The following is a 26,962-nucleotide window of genomic DNA, read 5'->3' as shown; positions in this document are numbered from 1 at the left end:
ATTTCGGATTTTCTGAATATTGATTTTCCGAACATAAATAATTAAATTTTTAAAATCATGAAAAAAATAGTTGTATTAGTTTTAGTAAGTCTTTTTTCTTTAACCGCTATGGCGCAAGAGAAAAAAAGTAAAAACAAAAAAGTAGAGTTTACCGTTGCGGGCAACTGCGGAATGTGTCAAAAGCGTATCGAAAAAGCTGCATTTTCAGTAAAAGGAGTAAAAAATGCACAATGGCACGTGGATCACAATATGATTCACTTGGTAATTGATGAAACCAAATGTTCTAAAGAAGATGTAGCAAAAGCCATTGCAGCAATAGGTCACGATACAGCATTAGTAAAAGCTGAAGATGCCGTTTACGAAAAATTGCACGGTTGTTGTTTGTACGAAAGACTAGAATAAAAAACTAAACCCCGATTTTAAATTTAAAATCGGGGTTTTTATTAATGTTATTCTTTTGTTTTTACAATTACATTTTCATAATAAAGATTTCCTTCGCTATCGATTCCTTGAATATTTAGTAGTATTTTGTCTTGCTCTAGAAATGCGGTTTTAAATTCAAAATTACCATCTTTATCTGTGTAGATATTTGGTATCCAGTTAATTGTTCCGTGTGTTTTGTAGGCCTCTGAATTAAAATTGCTATCATAAGGATTTAAAAATGGTTTTTCAGCTTGAAAGCCATTTGTAATTGTATTCACTTTTAATCCTTTGGGTTTGATTTTATCAAGGTTCAATTCTCGTCTAAGATAAATTCTTATTGTTCCGAGCTCTCCTTTTATAGTTTGGTTTGAGTTGTCAAATTTATTAAAATATATTTCATCTACATCTGAACTGTTGTACTCTCTTAAGAAAGTTAAATCATTTATTGGGAAGTCGTCTATAAATATTACTGGCTCAGATGCATCACCGTTAGCTCTTCTCATTCCAACATTTTGGACTCGAACTAAGTTTGGTGTATTAGTAATGTTATAACCGTTTTTTTGTAAAAATTGTAAAAGGGATAAGTGTTCTTTTTCAGGATCAATTTTTAATCCTCTTGCAATTTTGTTTTGAGGAATTTTATTGAATTTGAGCTCATCCCTTTTTTTGCTTACCTCAATATTTTTTAGCATTATGGTTTTATTATTTTGGGGAAAATCTAAGTTTTGATAATCTCTTTTGATATAAGTTGAAGGAACGCAATGATTAGTTTCAGGTATTTTTACTCTGGTAAAACTATTAATTACTCTAGCAACACTATTAACTTGTTTATTGAAATTTTCATCGTTTGCGTTTAAGGAGAATAAAACATCTGTTGAATCCTTTACTATTACATTTTTGAAGTTAAAGGTATTCATGCTTTCTAATTTTTCTTGTAGAATGGTCTTTTCTTCAAGGATTATAAGATTCCCAGTATAATTAGTATTGCTTTTCTTTGGCAAATCTTGGTTTAAAGTTACTTTTACATTTAGCCCTTTTTGAAATTCATATTTGTCAATTAAATTTGAATTTAAGAAATTTTGCCATCTGTACTTTGATTCCTTTTGTGATAAAAGAAATATATCTAATTCATAGGCCTTAATTCTGTCGAAATTTTTAAAATAATAAGAATAATTTTTTAAGTCGTTTAATAAATAATTGTTGACTTTGAGTTGAGAGGTAATAGCATTATTTTCAAACGAGTTTATAGTTTCACTTGGTAATACGCTTACACTTAAGCTAGCAATTTTGTTTTCAATCTTACCTCCAAGGATAATAGAGTCGTTTTCAATTTTAAGTTTATTTAATTTTAAAGCTGTTTCATTTTTAGGATGATTATAAATAACTCTTTCACAAACAAGTTGATTTTTTTCATCAAGTAATTTGATAAAATTAATACCATCTTGAAGTTTTTCTTTTGCTATGGTAATTTTTTTTATTTTTTCATTCAGAATGATATCAGATTGACTAATCAAATGGTTTTTTTGAAAAATTAATTGATATTTTTTATTTTTAATTTTACTTAAAGTGTTTTTATTGGTTTTGATCTCAATTAAAAGTTGGTCTGCATTTATAGAATTTGAAGTACTAATTGTTACTCCTTCAATTTGAACTGGAGGTAGATTTTTTTCAATTTTAGCGTATTTGTTTTCAACTAGGATTTTATATGCTTCATTTTTTGTATTAAGAATGTAAAACGCACCGTATCCTTCGCTGTTTGTAGCAAATTGATTAATAATATTATTTTTACTATCTACAACTTTTATGTTTTCCTGTTTGATTCCTTTGCCATTACAATCTTTAATCGTAACCCCAATTCTGTTGTCGCATTCAAAAATAAAATTACCACCTTCTGCTGCTATTTCTATTGTTGCATTTGTTAATATGTCTATGTTTTCAATAACTTCATTTTCTTTAGGATTTAAAATTTTAATCTTAAAAAGAGAGGATTCGTTTTCTTTAAAATTATTCATGAAGTTTGTAAAAGCATGAATGTAATAGTAACCTGAAGTTAAATCTTTATCTAAGTCCCAGTGGCCACTAAATGTTCCAAAATTACATAATACTAACTTTGTGCCAATCACTTTTTTTTCTTTATCTAAAAGACTAACATAAACATTAGTGGTTTCAATGTTTAAAATGCCACTAGCTTTGTCAATCACATAACCTTTAAACCAAATAGTTTCATTATTTATATAGGTTTCTTTGTTGAAGTGTAAGTGTATGTTTTCACGAGTCAAATTGAAATAATCTTTCACTTTTTCATCTAGTATCACATTCTTTTCTACCGTTTGAGAAAAGGTATTTTGGATAAAGAATATAAATAACAGTAATTTAATTTTCGATAGGGAAATAGTTAGCTGTGTTTGCATATAAGAGTAGTTAGTTTACTAGATAAGTGATTTTAATTTTGAATGAAGTCAAAAATATTTAAAAAGCATCAATTTTCATACCAAAAAAACCCCGATTTGAAATTTCAAATCGGGGTTTTTATTATTTTGTACTTTTTACTTCGTACTTTTCACTTTGAATTACATCATTCCAGGCATTCCTCCGCCCATTGGTATTGCTGGACTATCTTCTTTGATGTCAATTAAAGCACATTCAGTAGTTAAAATCATACCAGCTACAGAAGCGGCGTTTTCTAAAGCTACACGCGTTACTTTTTTAGGATCGATAATTCCAGCTGCTAACATTTGAACATATTCTCCTGTTTTTGCATTGAATCCGAAGTCGTTTGTGCCTTCAGTAACTTTTGCAATTACTACAGAACCTTCACCTCCAGCATTTTCAACGATAGTACGTAGAGGCGCTTCAACGGCTTTATTGATAATTTGAATTCCAGTAGCTTCGTCAGCATTGATTGGATTGATAGTTGCTAAAGCAGCTTTTGCTCTAACTAAAGCAACACCTCCACCAGCAACAATTCCTTCTTCAACAGCAGCGCGAGTAGCGTGTAACGCATCGTCTACACGGTCTTTTTTCTCTTTCATTTCAACTTCAGAAGCTGCGCCAACATACAATACTGCAACACCGCCAGCTAATTTAGCTAAACGCTCTTGTAGTTTTTCTCTGTCGTAATCAGAAGTTGTGGTTTCGATTTGTGCTTTGATTTGGTTAACTCTAGCTTTGATGTTTTCAGCATCTCCAGAACCATTTACAATTGTTGTATTGTCTTTATCAATTGTAATTGTTTCAGCAGTTCCAAGCATATCTAAAGTAGCGTTTTCTAATGCGTATCCGCTTTCTTCAGCAATTACAGTTCCTCCAGTTAAGATAGCGATGTCTTCTAACATGGCTTTTCTTCTGTCTCCAAAACCTGGTGCTTTTACAGCGGCAATTTTTAATCCACCACGTAATTTGTTTACAACTAAAGTTGCTAACGCTTGTCCGTCAACATCTTCCGCAATAATTAATAAGGGTCTTCCAGATTGTGCTACTGGTTCTAAAACAGGTAATAATTCCTGTAAGTTAGAGATTTTTTTGTCGTATAATAAAACGTATGGATTACTTAATTCAGCAATCATTTTGTCTGCATCGGTTACAAAGTAAGGCGATAAATAACCTCTGTCGAATTGCATTCCTTCTACTACATCAACATAAGTGTCCGTTCCTTTTGCTTCTTCTACAGTGATTACACCTTCTTTACCTACTTTACCAAAAGCTACAGCAATTAAATCGCCAATAGTTTCATCGTTATTAGCCGAAATAGAAGCTACTTGTTTGATTTTATCCGAAGAATCATCAACTGCTACAGCTTGTTTTCCTAATTCTGCAACAATAGCTTCAACCGCTTTGTCAATTCCTCTTTTTAAATCCATTGGATTTGCACCAGCAGCTACGTTTTTCAAACCTTCTTTTACGATAGCTTGAGCTAAAACTGTTGCAGTTGTTGTTCCATCACCTGCTAAATCATTGGTTTTAGAAGCCACTTCTTTTACCATTTGAGCTCCCATATTTTCTAATGGATCTTGTAATTCGATTTCTTTTGCAACAGAAACACCATCTTTAGTTACTGTTGGACCTCCGAAAGATTTTGAAATAATCACATTTCTTCCTTTTGGACCTAAAGTTACTTTTACTGCATTTGCTAATGCGTCAACACCGCGTTTTAAACCATCGCGAGCTTCAATGTCGAATTTTATATCTTTTGCCATTTTGTTTTGTTTAAATGTTTAACGTTTAAATGTTTAAAAGTTCTTGTTTAACTATTGTTAAAGAATAGCGTAAATTTCTTCTTCTCTCATAATTAGGTAATCTTTACCTTCATATTTGAACTCTGTTCCTGAATATTTACCATATAAAACAGTGTCTCCAACTTTCACCGTCATGGTGTAATCTTTTTTGCCATTTCCTACGGCTACTACAGTACCTTTTTGTGGTTTTTCTTTTGCAGTATCTGGAATAATAATTCCTGAAGCAGTTGTAGTTTCAGCTGCTAATGGAGCAATCACTACGCGATCTGAAATAGGTTTAATGTTTAATGACATAGTTTTTATATTTTAATAATATTAGTAATTTGTTGTTTGGGTATTTTCAGAAATTGTGCCAAAGCAATTTTCTGACAATTTTTCGGTAAAAAAAATGCCAGCACTGACAGGCTGGCATTTTTTATTTTATGCTATGCAATTATTGTGCAGTTTCTTCTGTTGCTTGTTGCTGTGCTTCTGGTGTAGCTGGAATTTCAGTTGTAGGCATTGTGCTACCTTCGTCGTTTCCTAAAACTTTTGAACCACCAGACGACCCACCGTCAAATGCTAATGCAGAGAACAAAATTAAAGCAATTAGAATAGTACCTAATGTCCAAGTACTTTTATCTAAAAAATCACCAGTTTTTTGTACACCACCAATTTGCGCAGAACCACCAAATGAAGAAGATAAACCTCCACCTTTAGGGTTTTGAACCATGATAGCTAAAATTAGTAAAAAACAAACAATTGTTATTGCAATTAAAAATCCTGTGAATCCCATAATTAATTATTATTTTGTTGTAAATCTTTTATATCTTTTATTCGGTTTGCAAAGAAACTACTTTTTTCTGGATATTTCAAAATTAAAATTTCATAAGCTTGTATCGCACGTTGGTATTTTTTTTGTTCCAAATACACTTTGGCTAAAGTTTCAGTCATTAAATGACTGTTTTCTTCTTGCTTTTTCTCAATAATAGCAGGTGTTTTCACTGTTTCTTTGACGGCTGGAATCTTTGGGTTGCTTTCTATGAATTTGTCAATTAAAGCTAGTTTTTTTTGTTTTTCATCATCAATTTCTGGTTCGTTTGACTCATTTTTGCGTTCAATTGGACTAAATTTTGTCAACTGCAACCATTCTTGGAACGAGTGTTTTTCTTGTTGATTGAAGTGTAATGGTTTTCCAATTTCCAATTTTTCTTCAAATGTTGGGGTTTCTGCTTCCGAAGCTATCGATTCTGGACTTTCAGTTGTTATTGGTTCCAAAATTTCTGAAGTCATTGAATTTTCCGAAACGATTTCGCTATCAATTACATTTACTTCTTTGATAATTTCTTCTTGTGCGTCAATATTGCTTTTTTGAAGTGTAGTAAAATCGTCAGAAGTTATAAAATCAAATAAAATAGAACGATCTGTTGTATGGGCAGCCGTTTTTTTGAGTTCGTAGTTGTATCGAAAACTATCCTGATTGTACAAACCTTTCAAATGCAACGCACGAGCCGATTGAAAATACGGAAATTGCAATAGTATTGCTTCCAAAGCCATGGTTTGCGTTTCGTTGATGGCATTGGGTTTGTTCAATAAATATGTCAATTCGTTTTTATTCAATTGTTTTGGTTTTAATTACCATTTGGCTAGTGATTCATTGAAAACATCTTGTGTAATTCGTTCAAAAATTTCATCTAAAGCTGTTGTTAATCTACTTCCAGCCATTTGTTCGTTAGCAGGATAATCGTGGAAAAAAGAAAAACGTTTTTCAAAATTATCTTCTTCCTTTTTGTTGTTAGTAAAACGCACCATAATAGTGATTGTCAAACGGTTTTGAGCCGCTCTTTGATCAGCCGTAGCGGTCATTGGCGTAATTCTATAATCTACAATTTCTCCTTCATATAATAAGTCGCCACCTTGCGAAACCAAATTTAAATTGGTTTGTCCTTGAATAATTTCTTGTAATTCTAAGGTAAATGTTCGCTCAATTCCTGGCTCTACCAATGGTGCATTGTTTTGGAAATAATTGACTTGATAGGTATTCGCATCAATTTTTCCAGTTCCAGTGAAATTGTAGTATTTGCAGCTATTCGCCAAAAAGCAAAAAGCAAATATTAATATGTAAATTGTTTTTTTCATTTTATTCGTGAACCAATCGGTTAGTTTTTTTTAAGGCTGCTATGAACTCTTTTTCTTTAATTGTGTCTAAAGGTTTGAATTTTTTTCCTGAACTAATATATGGAGAATAACCACTTTCATAGTTGCTTTTATGCGTAAAATGGATTATGTAGTTTTTTGAATAATAACCAGACATAAATCCTTTAATAAAATATCCAAACATTACTGGTTTTTCGTTAATGCAAACTGCAAACTGAATTCCAATTTTGTTTTCATAATATTTAAGATTATCAAATTTTTCAATTACAGATTTTTCAAAATTTATTATTGAACTTTTTGAGTTAAAATTAATTATTTCAGAATCTTCAATAAACGGCTTTTCTTCTAATTGTTCTTTTGTTGCTGTAAAATCGCCACAATATATAAACTCTTTGTTTATCGTGTCGATTCTAACGTTATTTCTGATTAAATTATTTATTTTATTAATTGAACTTTCATTATTGTCTTTTATGAAATCGTCAGTAAAAAAATCTCTTACATGTATTCCTTCTGTAAATTCAATAGGTTCTTGAGTTAAATAAATTTCAATCTTATCCTCATTTTTTTGGCAAGAAATGAAGATGAAAAAAAAAGGAAATAATAAGAAAAATGCTTTCTTCATTAACTATAAATCGTATTGTTTAATTTTTCTGTATAAGGTTCTTTCGGAAATTCCTAGTTCGTCGGCAGCGGCTTTTCGTTTTCCTTTATTGCGCTCTAATGATTTTTTGATTAACTCTATTTCTTTGGCTTCTAAACTTAGTGTTTCCTCTTCTTCAACGGTTTCAGCGAAAAGATAATTTTGGTTATCAAATTCATCATCTTCAAACTCTTCTTGTTCCATGTCGTTTATTACTGGAACAATGGCTTTCGCTGGCTCTTTTTCAAAAATAGCGTTTTCTTCGCTTTGACCGTAAATGCGTTGGATTAAATTTTTATTGGTTTCTTGCACTTTAGAACTTCCATTTTGCATCAATTCCAAGGTCAGTTTTTTCAAATCATTCAAATCGGCTTTCATATCGAAAAGCACTTTGTACAAAATTTCACGTTCGTTACTAAAGTCCGATTCCGCTTTTTTGTTTGTTACCAGTGTTGGTAATTGTGAACCTTCGCTAGGCAAATAGCCTTGTAAAACAGCTAATGTAATATCGCGATTGGTTTCCAAAACTGAAATTTGTTCGGCTACATTTCGCAATTGTCTGATGTTTCCATTCCAACGGTAGCGTAATAAATATTGAATTGCTTCATCGGAAAGCTTAATTGCAGGCATTTTGTATTTGTGCGCGAAATCCGAAGCAAATTTTCTAAACAACAAATGAATGTCGTCTTTTCGTTCGCGAAGTGGCGGCAACATGATGTCAACCGTACTCAAACGATAATATAAATCTTCACGAAATTTGCCTTTTTCAATTGCATCAAACATATTTACATTGGTAGCCGCTACAATACGAACATTCGTTTTTTGTACTTGTGATGAACCCACTTTAATGAATTCGCCATTTTCTAAAACACGTAATAAACGCACTTGAGTAGTTAAAGGTAATTCGCCAACTTCATCCAAAAATATAGTTCCTCCATCAGCTACTTCAAAATAACCTTCACGAGTGTTAGTTGCTCCAGTAAACGAACCTTTTTCATGTCCAAAAAGTTCACTATCAATAGTTCCTTCTGGAATAGCGCCACAGTTTACTGCAATGTATTTTCCATGTTTTCTGTGTGAAAGTGCGTGAATAATTTTTGGAATACTTTCTTTTCCAACACCACTTTCACCTGTTACCAATACCGAAATATCCGTTGGAGCTACCTGAATGGCTTTCTCCACGGCACGATTGAGTTTTGGGTCGTTTCCAATAATTTCAAATCGTTGTTTTATAGCTTGTACTGATTCCATATATTTTGTTTCAGGTTCCAAGTTTCAGGTTTAGAAAGTTAACTTGGAACTTTTAAACTTGAAACTTGAAACAAAAAAATTAATTCATTATTTCAGAATATCCAACTGCTTCTCCAATCAATGTTGCAGCGGTACAATCGGTGATTTTTACCATTACGAATTCGCCCACTTTGTAATTTTCTTTAGGGAAAACCACTACGGTATTTTGTGAATTTCTACCGCTCCAATGCGCATCAGAACGTTTGGATTCTTTTTCGATTAATACTTCCACTTCTTTGCCAATGAAACGTTGCGTTCTTTCTAAACCAATTCTTTGTTGTAAATCAATGATTTCGTTTAAACGTCTTTTCTTTACTTCTTCTGGAACATCATCTTCCATTTTTCTGGCGGCTAAAGTTCCTGGACGTTCAGAATACGCAAACATAAATCCGAAATCATATTTTACATATTCCATCAAACTCAATGTATCTTGATGATCTTCTTCAGTTTCTGTTGGAAAGCCAGCAATCATATCTTGCGATAATGAAATATCTGGAATAATTGAGTATATTTTATCAATCAACGCCATGTATTCTTCACGCGTGTGTTGACGATTCATTTCTTTTAGAACTCTTGTGCTTCCACTTTGAACAGGTAAGTGAATGTAATTACAAATATTATGGTGTTTCGCCATGGTTTGAATCACTTCCACATGCATATCTTGCGGATTTGAAGTCGAGAATCTGAAACGCATTTTTGGGAATAGGGTGGCACATTTGTCTAACAATTGCGCAAAATCAACCGCTGTAGCTTTTTGCATTTCGGTAGCTTTATCGTAGTCTTTTTTCAATCCGCCACCATACCAAAGGTAACTGTCTACGTTTTGACCTAACAACGTAACTTCTTTATATTCTCTATCGTATAAATCTTGAATTTCGTCAATAATACTTTGCGGTTCACGGCTTCGCTCACGTCCACGTGTAAAAGGAACAACGCAAAACGTACACATGTTATCGCAACCTCTTGTAATGGATACAAAAGCATTAACTCCGTTACTATTTAAACGAACAGGAGAAATATCGCCATAGGTTTCTTCTTTCGAAAGAATTACGTTGATAGCATCTCTTCCTTCTTCAACTTCGGCTAATAAATTAGGTAAATCTTTGTATGCATCTGGTCCAACGACCATGTCAACAATTTTTTCTTCTTCTAGAAACTGACTTTTTAAACGCTCAGCCATACAACCTAAAACTCCAACTTTCATGGTTGGATTAATTTTCTTAACCGCGTTGTATTTTTCTAAACGTTTACGAATGGTTTGTTCCGCCTTATCACGAATAGAGCAAGTATTTACCAAAACCAAATCAGCATCTTCTAGATTTTGAGTGGTATTATATCCGTTTTCATAAAGAATAGATGCTACAATTTCGCTGTCCGAAAAGTTCATTTGGCAACCATAACTCTCTATAAAAAGTTTTTTTGTATTTCCTTCTTTTTGGTCAAGTACTAAACTCTGACCTTGTTTGTTTTCATCAATTACCTTTTCCATATCAAAGATTTCCATTAAATCATTCCGAATAATCGGATTGCAAAGATAATACTAAAATCTAAAATCTGACAAGATGGCAGAAAAGGTTTAACACTATTTTATTTTGGAACGAATCGCTCGGGTGTTTTTGTAGTCCATTTTCCTGCTATCCGCTTTACACGGTGTCGCTTCTATCAGGGTTAGGCAATATACTAAAGGTGTTTTTGTATACTATATATATAGGTGTAAATCATCCAATAAAATGGTTATTTATGGGTAAAAAAAGGAAAGAGCCGTTGGAATTTAAAAAAAATAGATACTTTTGCGATTCAAAAAAAAGTGAAATGGCAAAGAATTTAGTAATCGTTGAGTCACCAGCAAAGGCAAAAACCATCGAAAAATTTCTAGGAAGTGAGTATCAAGTTGAATCAAGTTACGGACATATTGCAGATTTACCTTCGAGAGAGATTGGAGTAGATGTAGAAAACGGATTTAAACCCAAATATGAGGTTTCGCCTGATAAAAAAGCTTTGGTTACTAAATTAAAAGGATTAGCTAAAAATGCCGATATGGTTTGGTTGGCTTCCGATGAGGACCGTGAGGGAGAAGCAATTTCTTGGCACTTAGCGGAAGAGTTAAAATTAAAACCAGAAAAAACAAAACGTATTGTTTTTCATGAGATTACAAAATCAGCGATTCAAAAAGCAATCGAAAATCCGAGAGGAATTGATTACAACTTAGTAAACGCACAACAAGCTCGTAGAGTTTTAGATAGATTAGTAGGATACGAATTATCTCCCGTACTTTGGAAAAAAGTTAAAGGTGGATTATCAGCTGGTCGTGTGCAATCGGTTTCGGTTCGTTTGATTGTAGAACGCGAACGTGAAATTCAAAACTTCAATCCAGAAGCTTCTTACAGCATTACAGCTGAATTTACAAACGAAGCTGGAAAATCTTTCAAAGCAAAATTGCCCAAGAATTTTGCAACTAAAAAAGAAGCAGAAGATTTCTTAAATAAAAATATGGGCTCCTCTTACAAAGTAGGAGATTTAGAAACAAAACCCACAAAAAAATCACCAGCAGCACCTTTTACAACTTCAACGTTGCAACAAGAAGCAGCCAGAAAATTGTATTTGCCTGTTGGAATTACGATGCAAATTGCGCAACGTTTGTACGAAGCTGGACTTATAACTTATATGAGAACCGATAGTGTAAACTTATCGCAAGAAGCAATGGCAGCCGCTCAAGCTGAAATTACAAGTTACTACGGAAAAGAATTTTCGAAGCCAAGAAATTTCAATACCAAATCAAAAGGAGCGCAAGAAGCACATGAGGCCATTCGTCCAACGGATATGTCGCGTCACACAGTTGATATTGATAGAGATCAAGCACGTTTATATGATTTAATTTGGAAAAGAACATTAGCTTCTCAAATGAGCGATGCTGAATTAGAAAGAACCAATGTAAAAATCGAAGCGAGTAATCATTCAGAAGCGTTTACAGCAACTGGAGAAGTAATCAAATTTGAAGGTTTCTTAAAAGTGTATTTAGAAGGCAATGACGACGACGATGAAGAACAAGAAGGAATGTTACCTGCTTTAAAAATAAATGAAAAGCTTACAAATAATTATATCACGGCTACGGAACGTTTCTCGCGTCCGCCAAGTCGCTACACGGAAGCTTCTTTGGTTAAAAAATTGGAAGAATTAGGAATTGGTCGTCCGTCTACGTATGCGCCAACGATTTCTACGATTATTGCCAGAACGTATGTTGAAAAAGGAAGTTTTGAAGGGCAAGAAAGAAAATACACGCAGATAGTTTTAAAAAATAGCGAAGTAAAAGCGCAAATTTTAACTGAAAATGTTGGTTCCGACAAAGGGAAATTGGTTCCAACCGATATTGGAATTATCGTAAATGATTTCTTAGTGAAAAACTTTGCAACTATTTTAGATTACAATTTCACAGCAAAAGTAGAGCAAGATTTCGACGAAATTGCTGAAGGTAAAGTAGATTGGGCTAAAATGATGAATGATTTCTATAAGCATTTCCATCCAAATGTAGTAGATGTTGAGAAAAATGCAGATAGAGAAAGCGGAGAACGTATTTTAGGAGTGCATCCTGTATCAGGAAAACAAGTTTCTGTCCGTTTAGGGAAATATGGAGCGATGGCTCAAATTGGCGATATTGATGAAGAAAACAAGCAATTTGCAAGTTTACGACAAGATCAAAATATTGGGAATATCACGTTAGAAGAAGTATTGAACTTGTTTTTACTTCCAAAACAATTAGGTACATATAAAGGAGAAGAAATTGAAGTAAATAATGGTCGTTTCGGACCTTATGTGAAATTTGGAACCCAATTTATTTCGTTACCAAAAGGCATGGATCCAATGGATGTAACCATGGAAACCGCACAAGGCTTAATTGATGAGAAAATTCAAGCAGATGCACCAATCGGAACTTATGATGGATTGCCAATTCAAAAAGGAGTGGGGCGTTTTGGTCCTTTCATTAAATGGAATGGCATGTTCATCAATGTAAATAAGAAATACAACTTCGATAATTTATCTCAGTCAGATTTGAATGAGTTAATTGAAGAAAAGCAGCAGAAAGATATTGATAAAGTACTTCATGATTGGAAAGAAGAAGGTATTAAGGTGGAAAAAGCACGTTGGGGACGTTCGGTAATCACAAAAGGTAAAATTAAAATTGAGTTGAGTAAAGATGTTGATGCTTCAAAATTAACATTGGCACAAGTTCAAGAAATGATTGAGAAAAAGGCACCAGCTAAAAAAGCTGCAACTAAAAAAACGCCTGCGAAAAAATCAACAGCAAAAAAGAAATAGTAAATGGTATTCGATTTTCTACAGCCCGTTAGTGACGAATTGGTATCTTATGTTGCTTCACTTTCCACTCAAACATTAGGAAGGAAAGCAGTATTTAATACTACAACAGATTTTCCAAATCTGGAAAACATCGATGTAGCTATCCTAACGGTTAATGAATATAGAGGAAATTTAGAAACTAATACTACTGATGAAGATTTTTTAAATTTCAGAAAGAGTTTTTATGCCATGTTTCCTGGGAATTGGAATGTAGCTATTGCTGATTTAGGAACCATTCAAGCTGGTGAAAGTATTGAAGATACTTATTTTTTGGTAAAAAGTATTTCTGAAGATTTACTTAGAAAACAAATTATACCTATTATAATAGGAGGGTCTCAAGATTTAACCTATGCCATGTACCGTGCATATGATAATCTGGACCAATTAGTAAATTTAACAAGCATAGATAGTAGATTTGACTTTGCTAAAGAAAATAATTCACCAAGTCAATCTTTTTTGTCAAAGATTATTGTTGACGAGCCAAATAATCTATTTAATTTTTGTAATATTGGCTTTCAAACGTACTATAATTCTCAAGAGGAAATTGATTTAATTGAGAAATTGTATTTTGAAGCGTATAGATTAGGTGAAGTTTCAGTGAATTTAGCATTGGCAGAACCTGTTTTTAGAGATACTGATCTAGTTAGTGTGGATATGACAAGTGTGCAATCATCATATTCTGGTAATTTTTCTAATTTCATACCTAATGGTTTTTCTGGAAAAGAAATTTGTGCATTAGCAAGATATGCTGGAATAAGTGATAAGGTAAGTTCTTTTGGGGTTTTTAATTTTGCACCAACACCTAAAGAAGTTGTTTTAGTGTCACAAATGGTTTGGTATTTTATAGAAGGGATAGCATTTCGTTCAAATGAGTATCCTTTTGGAGTTAAAGACAATTATTTAAAGTATATTGTTCCAATAGAGGAAGAAGAATTGGTTTTTTATAAGAGTGATAAAACAGGAAGATGGTGGATTGAAATACCATTTATTTCAAATGTTAATAATAAATTAAAAAGAAATACGTTATTACCTTGCACACATGATGATTATTTAGCATCTTGCGAGCAAGAAATACCAGAAAGATGGTGGAAAGCACAAAGGCGTAATGTGTTTTAAGTATTTTTCTGTAGTTGATTTTGAAGTGTTTAAAATAAAAAATTAAGTTTTTTTTAAGGTTTTGAAAAAAAAAATTGTTTTTTTCAAAATTATTGAATAGGTTTACGCCCTTAAAAGTAAAAATACATTAACCCAAATTTATATGAAGAAGTTAGTTGCATTTACAGCAATCTTGTCATTATTTATCAGTTGTGGTAAAGGAGATAGAGGCGAATTAGTAGGTGTTAAAGGCAGAAAATGGCATCCTGAGAAGCCATATGGTATGACACTTGTGCCTGGAGGAGCCTTTATTATGGGTAAATCAGATGATGATTTGGCTAATATCCAAGATGCTCCAACCAAAACAGTTACTGTGCGTTCTTTTTATATGGACGAAACAGAAATTACTAATAGCGAATACCGTCAGTTTATTGAATGGGTAAAAGATTCTATTATTAGAACGAGATTGGCTATTCTTGCTGATGAGGTAGGTCAGAAGCCTGGTTCAGGTGGAATTGGAGAGTTTGCATTTAATGATGCGGATCCTGCAAACATGACGCCATATGACAAATATATGTATGAAAACTACTATAGTGTTGGTACTGATGATGATCAATATGCGGGTAGAAAACTGAATAAGAAAACTAAATTGATTAAAGAGCCTCAAAAGTATCCAGATGAATACTATGTTGAGGTGATGGATTCAATGTATTTGCCAGAATCTGAATCATACAACGGGTTGAAAACTATTGATGTGTCTAAATTACAATTTAGATATAGAGAAGTTGACTGGAATAAAGCAGTTAAGAAAAAAGGGAGAAAAGGATTGTATGATGATAATCCTCCTATAGAAATTTACCCTGATACGACTGTTTGGATCAAAGATTTTGCTTATTCTTATAATGAGCCAATGCATAACGATTACTTTTGGCACCAAGCTTATGGTGAATACCCTGTAGTTGGAGTTACTTGGAATCAAGCTAAAGCCTTTTGTGCTTGGAGAACACTTTATAAGAATTCATATATTAAAAAGAAAAAAGGAAGAGATCAAATCAATTCTTTCCGTTTACCAACAGAAGCTGAGTGGGAATATTCTGCTAGAGGTGGAATCGAATCTGCAACTTTCCCTTGGGGTGGTCCTTATGCTAAAAATGACAGAGGTTGTTTTATGGCTAACTTCAAGCCAAATAGAGGAGATTATGCTGCTGACGGAGCGTTATATACTGTAGAAGCTAAATCGTATGAGCCAAACGAGTACAATTTGTACAACATGGCTGGTAACGTAGCTGAGTGGACGCAATCCGCTTACAGTCCATCTGCATATGAATTTGTTTCAACAATGAATCCTAATGTTGCTGATGCAAAAAATCAAAGAAAAGTTGTAAGAGGTGGTTCTTGGAAAGATGTTGGATACTTCTTGCAAGTTTCAACTCGTGACTTTGAATATGCTGACTCTGCTAGAAGTTACATTGGTTTCAGAACTGTACAAGATTATATGGGTACAGCGGCAACTGGAACAGCGCCAAAATAGTATTTTTAACCAATTTTTTATATTTAACTTAACTAACTAAAATTATTTATTATGGGAATTTTACCAAAAAAAGTAGAAGTTTTTCTTTACGGAATGGGAGCGGCAGTAGTAATTGTTGGAGCGCTTTTTAAATTAATGCACTGGCCTGGTGCAGGACCAATGCTTATTGTAGGATTATTGACTGAGGCGGCAATCTTCGGTTTGGCAGCTTTTGATAAGCCTGCTGTAGATTTAGACTGGTCTCTTGTTTATCCTGAATTAGCAGGTGGAGAGGCAAAAGCTAAAGACAAAAAAGAAAACCCAGCTGAAGCTCAAGGATTATTGTCTCAAAAATTAGACAATATGTTAAAAGAAGCTAAAATTGATGGAGAATTAATGGCAAGCTTAGGAAATAGTATCAAAAATTTCGAAGGTGCTGCTAAAGGAATTGCTCCTACTGTAGATGCTATGGCTTCTCAAAAGAAATATGCAGAAGAAATGACATCAGCTGCTGCATCAATGGAAGCTTTAAATGGATTGTATAAAATGCAATTAGATAGCGCTTCTAAGAATGCTGAGGCTAATAAAGAAATTGCAGAAAACGCTGCTAAATTAAAAGAGCAAATGCAGTCAATGACTTCAAATATTGCGTCTTTAAATGCAGTTTATGGAGGAATGCTTTCAGCTATGAGCAATAGAGGATAATTAGTTTTATCTTAATTTTAAATTATTATTAATTAAAAAAAACTAATTAGGAAAAATGGCAGGAGGAAATTTAACCCCTAGACAGAAGATGATTAACCTAATGTACTTGGTTTTCATCGCGATGTTAGCTTTAAATATGTCAAAAGAGGTACTTACCGCTTTTGGTTTGATGAATGAAAAATTTGAGACAGCAAACACGAATCAATCACAATCTAATCAAGCTTTATTAGGTCAATTAGAGACTAAAGCTTCAGATGAACCAGATCGTTATGCTGAACCATTTAAAAAAGCTAACCAAGCAAAAAAAATATCCGATGAATTTTATAACTACATAGGTTCTTTGTCTAAAGGAATTGAAGGTGGTTTTGAGAAAGAAAACGGTAAATTACCTTTCGAAGCAATGGACAAGTCAACTATTGATGAGTTATGGTTTCAAGGTGACGGATATTCACCAAAAGGAAAAGAAATTATTGCTGCATTTGATAAATACAAAGCGGATTTAAAAGCTTTATTAGGACAAGGAGCAACTTTTCAACCTTTATTAAAAGAAGTAGAAACTAAGTTTTCTACTGCTGATATTAAAGATGGTGAAGGTGTAAATAAAAAATATTTAGACTACCACTTTAAAGGTTTTCCTGCAATTGCAACAATGGCTAAATTAACAGCTTTACAAAATGATGTAAAAAATGTTGAGTCAGGTGTTTACAATGTATTGTTAGGAAATACTTTAAAAGCAGCAGCTTCTTTTAAGAATTATAACGCAATCGTTATTCCAGAAAAATCAGCTTTCTTCGCTGGAGAGCAATTTAAAGGTAAAGTAGTTTTAGGTCGTTATGACAAGTCTACAGTTCCTACTAAAGTTGTTGTTAACGGTGTTGAACAAGATTTAGCTAAAAACTTAGTTGATGGTCAAGTAATGTTAAACTTCAATACAGGTAGTGTTGGTGAGCATGATATTACTGGTAAATTTACTTTCATGGAAGAAGGAAAACCTGTTGATATTGATATCAAAGGTAACTATGTAGTTGTTCCTAAGCCAAATTCAGCTAATATTTCTGCTGATAAAATGAATGTTGTTTATCGTGGTGTTGTTAACCCAATGACAATTTCATTTGCAGGTATCTCTGATGATAAAGTTACAGCTAATGCTCAAGGTTTGACTAAAGGTTCAAAAACTGGTCAGTATAACATGAGTCCAGGTCAAGGTCGTGAAGTTACAATTAATGTAACAGGTAAATTACCTGACGGACAAACAGTAGCTGATAAAAAGACTTTCCGTATCAAGGATATTCCAGCTCCTCAAGGAAAAATTAGAGGAGAAATGGCAGCTAAAGGTCAAAAAAATGGTTTAGAAATTGCTAGTGTAACTGCAGTTTTAGAAGACTTTGATTTTGAATTAGGTATTGATGTTACTGGTTTCAATATTAAAGTTCCTGGACAACCTACTATTGTGGTTTCTGGAAATAAAATGGACGGTAGAGCTAGAGCAGCTATTTCGAAAGCTACTAGAGGTGATATCATTATCATCAGTGAAATTAAAACTAAATTACGTGGAAGTGCAATTATGTTGAAAAAAACAGCTCCATGTACTTTTGAAATACAATAATTTTCAAAAAAATAAGTTTATTATTTATAAACTAATAGAATAAAAATCATGAATTGGAGAAATCTTATATTAGTAGTAGCATTAGGTTTAAGTTCAACTTATACTTTTGCACAATCTAACTTATTAAACGCAAAGACACCTGATTTAATCGGGAAAAAGACTGAAGCTGAATTGGTTGCAGATAATGATAAACCACTTCCTTACGGTTATGTACATGACAGAGATATTTTAATGGGTAAACGTATTTGGGAAATTATTGACCTTGATGAGAGAGTTAATTTTCCATTGTATTTTCCTGTTGAAGGTGATGTTATGTTGACTAAAGAAAGACAACCTTTATATAACATTTTAATTAATGGTATTAGAGATGGTAAAATTACTGAAGTTTATGATTCTAGTTATTTTACTGATAAAAAATCTTTAGCTGATATCGAGGCTTCTTTAGTTTGGGTTGACACTACTGACGTAGGTAGAGAATATTTCAATGCTGGTGAAACAATTCCAGAGGAATTTATTACCAAAACAGAAATTAAAGCGATTGATGTTTTCTCATATAGAGTAGTTGGGTATTGGTATTTTGACAAGCGTCAAGGTGAATTAAAATACCGTATGTTAGGAATTGCTCCTGTAGTTCCTGATGTATATACAATGAACAATGAAGAAAAGGATTATATTGATTTGTTTTGGGTCTATTTCCCTGCAGTAAGAGACGTTCTTCATGAAGCTAAAGCTTTTAATGATAGAAACTCTGCAATGCCATTTACTTTTGATCATCTATTGAATTCTAGAAGATTCACTGGTGTAATTTACTTAGAAGAGAACGTTTATGGGGATCGTCTAATTAAAAGTTACATGCAAGAAAATGCGCAAATGCAATTACTAGAATCTGAGCGCGTAAAAGAGAAGATTCGCGATTTCGAACAAGACATGTGGAATTATTAATATAGTTTTTCTCCAATTCATTAAAAACTCCTGCCAATTGGTGGGAGTTTTTTTATTTTTGCAGTATGATTGATTATTTAATTATTGGTAATGGAATTGCTGGTGTTTGTTTTGCTGAATTAGCATTGCAAAGCAATAGATCTATTCTTGTTTTTGATAATGGCTCGCAAACTTCTTCTCGAATTGCTGGGGGTTTATATAATCCCGTTGTCTTGAAGCGATTTAGTGAGATTTGGAAAGCTAAAGAACAAGTCGATTTAGTGGAATCATTTTATCCAGTGTTAGAAAAGAAACTCGGTGTTACATTTGATTACAAATTACCTATTTATAGAAAATTTGCTTCTATTGAAGAGCAAAATAATTGGTTTCAAGCTGCTGATAAACCTTCGCTTTCAGATTTTTTAAATACAAATTTATATAATCTAGGTTTTACTAATATAAATGCTTCTTTTGGATTTGGTGAAGTCTGCAAAACAGGTTATTTAGACATTAAAACAATGGTTGAGGCTTACTCAGACTATTTGAAAGCTCAAAATTTATTGATTGAACAAACATTTGATTATTCGAAAGTTGAGTTTTTGGATAATGGGTTGAAATATAATGCTATTGAAGCCAAGCATATTGTTTTTTGTGAAGGATTCGGGCTGCATACCAATCCTTATTTCAATGATTTACCTCTTGATGGAACTAAAGGCGAATTGCTAATCATCAAAGCACCTGAATTAAAACTTCAAGCTATTGTGAAATCAAATATTTTTATTCTTCCAATTGGAAATGATTTGTATAAAGTAGGTGCAACTTATAATTGGGAGGACAAAACCAATCTACCAACGGCAAACGGAAAAAAGGAGCTTTTGCAGAACTTAGAAGAATTGATAGCTTGTGATTATGAAGTAGTTGCGCATTTTGCAGGTGTTCGTCCAACAGTAAAAGACCGAAGACCATTGGTAGGAACGCATTATGTTTACAAACAATTACATATTCTAAATGGATTAGGAACTCGAGGTGTAATGCTTGGGCCATTTTTAGCCAAACAATTATTTGAGTATTTAGAAAATGAGAGTGTTTTAGATAAAGAAATCGACATTAATAGATTTTATAAAAAAAGAGGATTGCTTTAATCCTCTTTTTTAATGTTTTTCCAATTTTTGTCGTAATTCATAAAGAAGTTAATCCAAATATTTCTAGATAATCGCATGATTATTGGCATGAATAGTACCAATGTCCCAATGATAGCTATAAAAGCTACTTTCAAATTGGTTCCAATAAAAACGAATGAGATAATAAATGCAGCTACAGCAAATGCAATACCCAAACCGTAACTCACATACATAGCGCCATAAAAAAATGAAGGTTCAATTTTATAACGTGTTTTGCAATGACTACAAGTGTCATGCATTTCATAGATTTTAGTAATATTGTAAGGGTTTTTATCCACATACATACTTTCTTCGTGGCATTTCGGACAACTTCCTGTTAAAATGCTATATAATCTGGATCCTTTTTTTAACATTTGCAAAATAATTTATACAAAGATACTGCTTACACTTTTAATGTGTGTAACAATTGTAACAAAAATACTATGCTGAACATACATAATTTATCCGTTTCCTTTGGTGGAACTTATCTTTTTGAAGAAGTAACCTTTAGATTAGGAGCTGGAGACAGAGTGGGTCTGGTTGGAAAAAATGGAGCGGGAAAATCAACCATGTTGAAGATTCTTGCTGGAGATTTTAAACCTGATTCTGGAGTAATTGCCACCGAGAAAGAAGTGAAAATGGGTTTTCTTCGTCAAGATATTGATTTTGAACAAGGAAGAACGGTTTTGGAAGAAGCCTATCAGGCATTCGAAGAAATCAAAAGAGCGGAATTTAGAATAGAAGAAATTAATCATCAATTAGCCACAAGAACAGATTATGAAAGCGATACTTATTCTACTTTAATTGAAGAATTGAGTGATGTTTCGCATCATTATGAAGTTTTGGGTGGTTATAGTTATGTGGGCGATACCGAAAAAATCTTATTAGGTCTTGGTTTTAAGCGAGAAGATTTTGAGAATCAAACGGATACTTTTTCTGGTGGATGGCGTATGCGAATTGAGTTAGCCAAACTTTTATTACAATCCAATGATATTTTACTTTTAGATGAACCAACAAATCACTTGGATATTGAAAGTATCATTTGGTTAGAAAGTTTTTTGAAGAATTTCCCTGGAGTTGTTGTAATTGTGTCGCACGATAAGATGTTTTTGGATAATGTAACCAATCGTACTATCGAAATTTCTTTAGGAAAAGCGTATGATTTCAACAAACCGTATTCCCAATATTTATTACTTCGTGGAGAAATTCGCGAAAAGCAATTGGCAACCCAAAAAAACCAAGCCAAAAAAATTGAAGAAACCGAAAAATTGATTGAAAAGTTTCGTGCCAAAGCATCCAAAGCTTCCATGGCGCAATCGTTAATCAAAAAATTAGATAAAGTAGAACGTATTGAAGTAGATGAAGATGACAATGCGGTTATGAATATTTCGTTTCCCGTTTCTATAACGCCAGGTAGAGTGGTAATTGAAGCGGAACACGTGACCAAATCATACGGCGACAAAACGATTCTGAAAGACATTTCCCTTTTGGTAGAACGTGGAAGTAAAATAGCGTTCGTAGGACAAAACGGTCAAGGAAAATCTACGTTTATCAAAGCTATCGTTAATGAATTTGAATATGAAGGAAGTATCAAATTAGGACACAATGTGCAATTGGGCTATTTTGCTCAAAATCAAGCGGAATATTTGGATGGTGAAAAAACTTTACTTGATACCATGTTGGAAGCGGCTACAGATGGAAACAGAGCTAAAGTGCGCGATATGCTGGGTTCTTTCTTGTTCCGTGGCGATGATGTAGAAAAAAAGGTAAAAGTGCTTTCTGGAGGCGAAAGAAACCGTTTAGCGCTTTGTAAACTGTTGTTGCAACCCATTAATGTTTTGGTAATGGATGAGCCAACGAATCACTTGGATATCAAATCCAAAAACGTTTTGAAAGCAGCCTTGCAAAAATATGAAGGAACTTTGCTATTGGTTTCCCATGATAGAGATTTTCTTCAAGGCATGTCGAATTTGGTTTACGAATTCAAAGACCAAAAAATCAAAGAATATTTGGGCGATATCAATTTCTTCTTGGAACAAAGAAACGCAGTAAATATGCGTGAAATTGAAAAGAAAGACGTTGAAAAAAATGACAATACCAATAGACAACAAGCTAAAAACTTGAGTTACGAAGAACAAAAGAAAAATAAATCGTTACAAAATAAATTGAGCAAAGTAGAAACTCAAATCAAGCAATTAGAAATAGACATTCAAAAAGACGATAAAGAGTTGGCATCCAATTATGACAAACTAATTGAAAATGCGGCCTTTTTCACTGCTTACGAAAAAAAGAAAAAAGAACTAGACCTACTTCTAGAAGAATGGGAAAATGTTCAAATGGAAATAGAGATTTTGGGTTAAGCCATAAAAAAAATAAAATAAAAAGTGCTGTGAATTTTGTATTCACAGCACTTTTTTATTAGAATTTTGTTTAAACAATTTATTTTTGGTTGTAACCAAATCTACGCAATTGGTATTCGCTACTTCTCCAGTCTTTATTGACTTTTACGTAGGTTTCAATGTGAATTTTTTTACCAAAGAATTTCTCTAAATCTTCACGAGCTTGCGTACCCACTTTTTTCAACGCAGCTCCTTTATGACCAATAATAATCCCTTTTTGACTATCGCGTTCCACCATAATTACCGTACGAATACGAATGATGTGCTCTTCTTCCAAAAATTCTTCCGTTTCCACTTCAACCGCATATGGAATTTCTTTATCGTAGTTCAATAAGATTTTCTCTCTTATGGTTTCGTTCACGAAAAAACGTTCAGGTTTATCTGTCAAAGCGTCTTTTGGATAATACGGTGGTGAAACTGGTAACAAAGCAAGAATTCGCTCAAAAACAGTTTGTATGTTAAAGTTTTCTAATGCCGAAATAGGAAAGATTTCTGCATTGGGTACTTTTTCTTTCCAAAGTGCAATTTGTTCTTCCAATTCTACTTGGTTTGATTTGTCAATTTTATTCAACAATAACAAAACAGGGATTTTAGAATGAACAATTTTATTAAAAAAAGCTTCGTCTTTTAGTTCTTTTTCGCCAATTTCTACCATGTAAATTAGAATATCGGCATCTTCAAAAGCATTTTTTACAAAACCCATCATAGAACTTTGCAATTCGTAAGCAGGTTTTATAATTCCAGGCGTATCCGAAAGCACAATTTGAAAATCATCACCATTTACAATTCCCAAGATACGATGACGCGTAGTTTGCGCTTTGCTTGTAATAATCGACAAGCGTTCGCCAACTAATGCATTCATTAAAGTAGATTTTCCCACATTTGGGTTTCCGATGATATTTACAAATCCGGCTTTGTGTTCCATAGTATACAATTTATTTTGCAAAGGTAGTCATATCAACTGAATAGAAGAAATTTTAATTTTTTTTCAATTTTCCTTGCATTTAAAGATATTCGTTGTATATTTGCACTCACAAATCGCGGGATAGAGCAGTAGGTAGCTCGTCGGGCTCATAACCCGAAGGTCACTGGTTCGAGTCCAGTTCCCGCTACTAGAAACTCCAATTGAAAAATTGGAGTTTTTTTATGCAATTAACTCACCTAAAAAACGTTTTTAAAAGATAATCTTTATTTTTGAGGAATATGGTGAAGAAAGATTCATTATTACAAGAAATAAAAATATGAAACTAATTATTTTATTACTTACTTTTTCTTTCTCTTACTCGCAAAAGTTGTCAAAGAAAATTATACTTAAAGATTTTTATCAAATCGAATCTGTAGTTTTTATTTCAGATATTGATTTTTCATTTTCTGATAAGAATTTTTTAAAAAGTTTAGAACCTAGTTTAGAAGAATTAATTGATGGTGAAAAGTTTTTATTTAATAATTATTATGAATTTGAATCAAAAGTTAATAAGCATTTTAAACTAAAGGATGAAGTACCAAAAAAATATAAAAAGCCTAAAAGAGTTGTAAAAAAGTTTAAAAAACATAGAAGGCAATATTTTGGATATATTAATAAAAATGGAGATCATATTCTACGTATACATTTATTAAAACCTCATAAAAAACATGAATATGATGATGAAAGCTGGAAAGAGTATATGTTTTTTAGTTCTTCCACGCAGTTCTACCTAATTAATCTAACACAGAGAAAATTCATTTATAAGGTAGTTGGTTTAGATGAAAATGGTAATCCAGAAGAATTAAATACCTATTAATCCTAGATTTTTAAATTTAGAAACCTTTCTAATTTAGTTTCAAAACAAATCCTAATCAAATTTGTTATTAAAAACAATTAACTCTCTCAAAACCCGTTTTAAACAAGATAATCAGTACATTTGGTTACTAAAAATATGAACGTGTTACGCCTCATTTCTGTTTTGTTTTGCTGTTCCTGTTTGCTTAGCTCTCAGTATACAACTGCACAAGAAATTGAGCGAATTCCAACAGATTCTACCAATGTGTACAACAATATCTATGATTTTTCTAGAAAAAACGGCTTTTCTAAGTTTGTGTACAAATTGCTTTTTCGTTCGGTAAAAGACCAGCAAGCTAAAGCGGTTAATCCATTTGAGAAAAAGGCAGAAACGCTTTCTAATGTTGCTTTGGAAGGAAAAATCATTAGAAATATAAAAATAGAAACATTAGATCCGTTTGGTTATTCGGTAAGCGATACTACAAAAGTTCCTAAAAAAGGTTTTGAAAATTTTGGAAATGACATTCACGTCAAAACCAAAGATTTTACCATTAAAAATTTATTACTTTTCAAAAAAAACGACAGATTGGATTTGTTGTTAACGCAAGAATCGGAGCGTTTAATAAGAAGTCAACGCTATGTGCGACAAGTTAAAATTGAAGCTATTCCTATTGCCAATAATCCCGATTCGGTAGATGTTGTGGTTCGAGCATTAGATACTTGGAGTTTAATTCCCAACGGAAATTTATCCGAAAGTAAAATGGAAGTTAAACTAACCGAGCGTAATTTAATTGGTTTGGGTCATCAATTATCGGCAACTTATAAAAATCGATTTGATGACAAAGAAAAAGCAGTAGATGCGCAATATGTAGTGACCAATATCAAAAACAGTTTCATCCGTTTTAGTATGGATTATGCCAATGATTTTGATAACAATAGTGTGAGAAGTATTGGTTTAGTTAGAAATTTTTATTCACCAGTAGCTAAATGGGCTGGCGGCGCTTATTTTGAAAATCGTTTAACCAAAGAACGTTTTGTAAGTCAGGTAGATACGGTTTTTATTGCCGATGTAAAATCGGAGTTTCAAGAATATTGGTTAGGACGTTCTTTTCCAATAGCTTCAGGTAAAAGCTATAACAGTAGAACCCAACGTTTGATTCTATCCGCATTGGTAAGTAAAAGACGATTTTTGCAAACGCCTGATGCTAGTTTAGATCCAGTAAACTTTTTTGCAAACGAAAGAAATTGGTTAATTCAAACCGGAATTACCTCGCAAAAGTATTACAAAGACAAGTTTATTTTCAACTACAATATCGAAGAAGATATTCCTTATGGAGAAATATTCGCTCTTACTTTTGGTTTCCAAGAGCGACAAGAAAGAAATCGTTTCTATTTTGGTAGTAGAGTAGGTTATGGTAAGAAGTTTGCTTTTGGTTACTTAAGTAGTAGTGCCGAGTGGGGTAGTTTTTTTGATAACAATACCGCTGAACAAACCGCTTTTCGTTTGTATTTGGACTATTTTAGCCCGTTGATGTCAATGGGAAAATGGCGGGTTCGTCAATTCATAAAGCCTTCATACGTTTGGGGAAATAACCGTGAAAATACAGAAAAAGACCAATTGACCCTAAACGAAAACTTCGGAATTCAAGGGTTTAATAGTCCAATTTTTGGTGCGCAAAAATGGTTATTATCGCTACAAACACAAACGTATTCTCCAGGAAGTTGGTTCGGCTTTCGTTTTAGTCCGTATTTGAATATGACTTTTGGTGCGTTGAGTGATACCAATCGCAGTTTGTTCCAAAGTAAAGTGTATTCCAAATTAGGAATTGGCGTTCTGATTAACAACGATTATTTAGTGTTTAATAGTTTCCAAATATCGTTTTCGTATTATCCAACGATTCCGTTTGAAGGAGATAATTTGTTTAGAACTAATTCGTTTGAAAATACCGATTTAAACCTTTCTGATTTCCAATTGAGCAAGCCAGCTTATATCAATTACCAATAAATTACAGTTTATTTGTGGAATAAATTAGTTCGTATAATTTAATTGTACTACTTTTGCACGCAATTCAAAAAATTGAATTAAAACATTGATTATCAACAAGCTTTATAAGCATTTTACTTTTTTCCTATGAACATGAATAAAATTGTTGCGTACCGAAAGTTATTGAACGTAACCAAAGACGCTACTTTAAAAGAATTAAAAACCATCTACAGAAACAGCATGAAAGATTTTCATCCTGATAAATTCACAGATGCAACTGAAAAAACAGAAGCAGAAGAAAAAAGTACCGCTATAATTGAAGCATATCATTTTTTAGTGAGTATTGCTCCAGAAACTTTAGAAAAAGATAAAGCGATTTATACGCAAACAGTTGGTAGTGTGAACATCTTAGATTTTTACATGGAAAATAACGTATTGTACATTAATTTTCTAGATGGAAATAAATACGAATATTTTGGAGTTCCAAAAAACACCTACATTAAAATGATTAATGCAGAATCACCAAGTAGATTCGCAAGAAGACATATTTACAACAACTTTTTATACCGAAGCTCAAGCAAATTAGTTGCTGCAGAATAACACTGAAGACTTTCGAAAGAAGGTCTTTTTTTTGTGCTATTCCAAAAAGATAAGTTTGATTTCATGCTCAATTCTAACGAAATGAATCTTAATTTCTAAATATTTCATAATTAAAACCAGTTCATTTAACTAAACAAATGTTAAAA

General features: G+C 32.8%; 23 protein-coding genes and 1 tRNA gene. 13 read left to right on the top strand and 11 right to left on the bottom strand.

Features of this window, described 5'->3' with window-relative positions; all coding sequences use genetic code 11:
• The first annotated feature begins 54 nt into the window (after positions 1–54).
• Positions 55–402: a heavy-metal-associated domain-containing protein gene (locus DPN68_RS02130; RefSeq protein ID WP_113987947.1), complete on the top strand. Its 348-nt coding sequence runs from the start codon at positions 55–57 to the stop codon at positions 400–402.
• Positions 403–449: 47 nt separating this feature from the next.
• On the opposite strand, the gene DPN68_RS02125 is transcribed toward DPN68_RS02130, so the two are convergent.
• The 9 genes from DPN68_RS02125 to miaB all read right to left on the bottom strand — a co-directional run bounded on the left by DPN68_RS02125 (position 450) and on the right by miaB (position 10,213).
• Positions 450–2,720, bottom strand: a complete 2,271-nt coding sequence (locus DPN68_RS02125) for a hypothetical protein (RefSeq protein WP_133256554.1) — start codon at positions 2,718–2,720, stop codon at positions 450–452.
• 273 nt (positions 2,721–2,993) lie between these two features.
• Positions 2,994–4,619 (bottom strand): chaperonin GroEL, encoded by a 1,626-nt coding sequence (gene groL, locus DPN68_RS02120; RefSeq protein ID WP_113987945.1) that lies wholly within the window; start codon positions 4,617–4,619, stop codon positions 2,994–2,996.
• Positions 4,620–4,676: 57 nt separating this feature from the next.
• Positions 4,677–4,952 carry a co-chaperone GroES gene (locus DPN68_RS02115; RefSeq protein ID WP_113987944.1) on the bottom strand — a complete coding sequence of 92 codons (276 nt, stop codon included), beginning with the start codon at positions 4,950–4,952 and terminating at the stop codon, positions 4,677–4,679.
• Between the two features lie 139 nt (positions 4,953–5,091).
• Positions 5,092–5,433 (bottom strand): preprotein translocase subunit SecG, encoded by a 342-nt coding sequence (gene secG / locus DPN68_RS02110; protein ID WP_394336414.1) that lies wholly within the window; start codon positions 5,431–5,433, stop codon positions 5,092–5,094.
• A 2-nt stretch (positions 5,434–5,435) separates the two neighbouring features.
• On the bottom strand, positions 5,436–6,257 hold the full coding sequence (locus DPN68_RS02105) for a tetratricopeptide repeat protein (RefSeq protein ID WP_113987942.1): 822 nt from the start codon (positions 6,255–6,257) through the stop codon (positions 5,436–5,438).
• 15 nt (positions 6,258–6,272) lie between these two features.
• Entirely contained in the window at positions 6,273–6,776 is a 504-nt protein-coding gene (gene lptE, locus DPN68_RS02100) for an LPS assembly lipoprotein LptE (RefSeq protein ID WP_113987941.1), read from the bottom strand.
• A 1-nt stretch (position 6,777) separates the two neighbouring features.
• Positions 6,778–7,416 (bottom strand): hypothetical protein, encoded by a 639-nt coding sequence (locus tag DPN68_RS02095; RefSeq protein ID WP_113987940.1) that lies wholly within the window; start codon positions 7,414–7,416, stop codon positions 6,778–6,780.
• A gap of 3 nt (positions 7,417–7,419) precedes the next feature.
• On the bottom strand, positions 7,420–8,685 hold the full coding sequence (locus DPN68_RS02090; protein WP_113987939.1) for a sigma-54 interaction domain-containing protein: 1,266 nt from the start codon (positions 8,683–8,685) through the stop codon (positions 7,420–7,422).
• A 79-nt stretch (positions 8,686–8,764) separates the two neighbouring features.
• On the bottom strand, positions 8,765–10,213 hold the full coding sequence (gene miaB / locus DPN68_RS02085) for a tRNA (N6-isopentenyl adenosine(37)-C2)-methylthiotransferase MiaB (protein ID WP_113988085.1): 1,449 nt from the start codon (positions 10,211–10,213) through the stop codon (positions 8,765–8,767).
• A 323-nt stretch (positions 10,214–10,536) separates the two neighbouring features.
• Here miaB and topA point away from each other — a divergent pair, with 323 nt between their 5' ends.
• The 7 genes from topA to DPN68_RS02050 all read left to right on the top strand — a co-directional run bounded on the left by topA (position 10,537) and on the right by DPN68_RS02050 (position 20,056).
• The gene (topA, locus tag DPN68_RS02080; protein WP_113987938.1) at positions 10,537–13,038 is read left to right on the top strand and encodes a type I DNA topoisomerase; all 2,502 of its coding nucleotides are present in this window, start codon (positions 10,537–10,539) and stop codon (positions 13,036–13,038) included.
• A gap of 3 nt (positions 13,039–13,041) precedes the next feature.
• A complete protein-coding gene (locus DPN68_RS02075) occupies positions 13,042–14,193 on the top strand; it encodes a formimidoylglutamase (protein ID WP_113987937.1) in 1,152 nt (383 codons plus the stop codon).
• Positions 14,194–14,335: 142 nt separating this feature from the next.
• Positions 14,336–15,703: a T9SS ring complex lipoprotein PorK/GldK gene (gene porK / locus DPN68_RS02070; protein ID WP_113987936.1), complete on the top strand. Its 1,368-nt coding sequence runs from the start codon at positions 14,336–14,338 to the stop codon at positions 15,701–15,703.
• A 51-nt stretch (positions 15,704–15,754) separates the two neighbouring features.
• Positions 15,755–16,387: a type IX secretion system motor protein PorL/GldL gene (gene porL, locus DPN68_RS02065; RefSeq protein ID WP_113987935.1), complete on the top strand. Its 633-nt coding sequence runs from the start codon at positions 15,755–15,757 to the stop codon at positions 16,385–16,387.
• Between the two features lie 55 nt (positions 16,388–16,442).
• Complete coding sequence (gene porM, locus DPN68_RS02060; protein WP_113987934.1) at positions 16,443–17,993, top strand: type IX secretion system motor protein PorM/GldM; 1,551 nt, start codon at positions 16,443–16,445, stop codon at positions 17,991–17,993.
• 48 nt (positions 17,994–18,041) lie between these two features.
• Positions 18,042–18,935 (top strand): type IX secretion system ring subunit PorN/GldN, encoded by an 894-nt coding sequence (gene porN, locus DPN68_RS02055; RefSeq protein WP_113987933.1) that lies wholly within the window; start codon positions 18,042–18,044, stop codon positions 18,933–18,935.
• 65 nt (positions 18,936–19,000) lie between these two features.
• Entirely contained in the window at positions 19,001–20,056 is a 1,056-nt protein-coding gene (locus tag DPN68_RS02050; RefSeq protein WP_113987932.1) for an NAD(P)/FAD-dependent oxidoreductase, read from the top strand.
• Here DPN68_RS02050 and DPN68_RS02045 read toward each other — a convergent pair.
• The gene (locus DPN68_RS02045) at positions 20,053–20,448 is read right to left on the bottom strand and encodes a DUF983 domain-containing protein (protein WP_113987931.1); all 396 of its coding nucleotides are present in this window, start codon (positions 20,446–20,448) and stop codon (positions 20,053–20,055) included. The two genes, DPN68_RS02050 and DPN68_RS02045, sit on opposite strands and share 4 nt — an antisense overlap.
• 69 nt (positions 20,449–20,517) lie before the next feature.
• Here DPN68_RS02045 and DPN68_RS02040 point away from each other — a divergent pair, with 69 nt between their 5' ends.
• Entirely contained in the window at positions 20,518–22,434 is a 1,917-nt protein-coding gene (locus DPN68_RS02040) for an ABC-F family ATP-binding cassette domain-containing protein (protein ID WP_113988084.1), read from the top strand.
• 79 nt (positions 22,435–22,513) lie between these two features.
• Here DPN68_RS02040 and era read toward each other — a convergent pair whose 3' ends face one another.
• A complete protein-coding gene (gene era / locus DPN68_RS02035; protein ID WP_113987930.1) occupies positions 22,514–23,398 on the bottom strand; it encodes a GTPase Era in 885 nt (294 codons plus the stop codon).
• 114 nt (positions 23,399–23,512) lie between these two features.
• Between era and DPN68_RS02030 the strand changes: the two genes are divergently transcribed.
• From DPN68_RS02030 to DPN68_RS02015, 4 genes are all read left to right on the top strand, one after another.
• Positions 23,513–23,585, top strand: a tRNA-Met gene (locus DPN68_RS02030).
• A 129-nt stretch (positions 23,586–23,714) separates the two neighbouring features.
• Positions 23,715–24,254, top strand: a complete 540-nt coding sequence (locus DPN68_RS02025) for a hypothetical protein (protein ID WP_133256553.1) — start codon at positions 23,715–23,717, stop codon at positions 24,252–24,254.
• Positions 24,255–24,389: 135 nt separating this feature from the next.
• Complete coding sequence (locus tag DPN68_RS02020) at positions 24,390–26,237, top strand: BamA/TamA family outer membrane protein (RefSeq protein ID WP_133256552.1); 1,848 nt, start codon at positions 24,390–24,392, stop codon at positions 26,235–26,237.
• A gap of 132 nt (positions 26,238–26,369) precedes the next feature.
• Entirely contained in the window at positions 26,370–26,816 is a 447-nt protein-coding gene (locus DPN68_RS02015; RefSeq protein WP_113988083.1) for a KTSC domain-containing protein, read from the top strand.
• Positions 26,817–26,962 lie beyond the last annotated feature (146 nt).

Source organism: Flavobacterium tibetense (assembly GCF_003293845.1).
Classification (GTDB): domain Bacteria; phylum Bacteroidota; class Bacteroidia; order Flavobacteriales; family Flavobacteriaceae; genus Flavobacterium; species Flavobacterium tibetense.
Note: the sequence above shows the minus strand (reverse complement) of the source record. Positions and strands in the feature narration are given on the sequence as shown.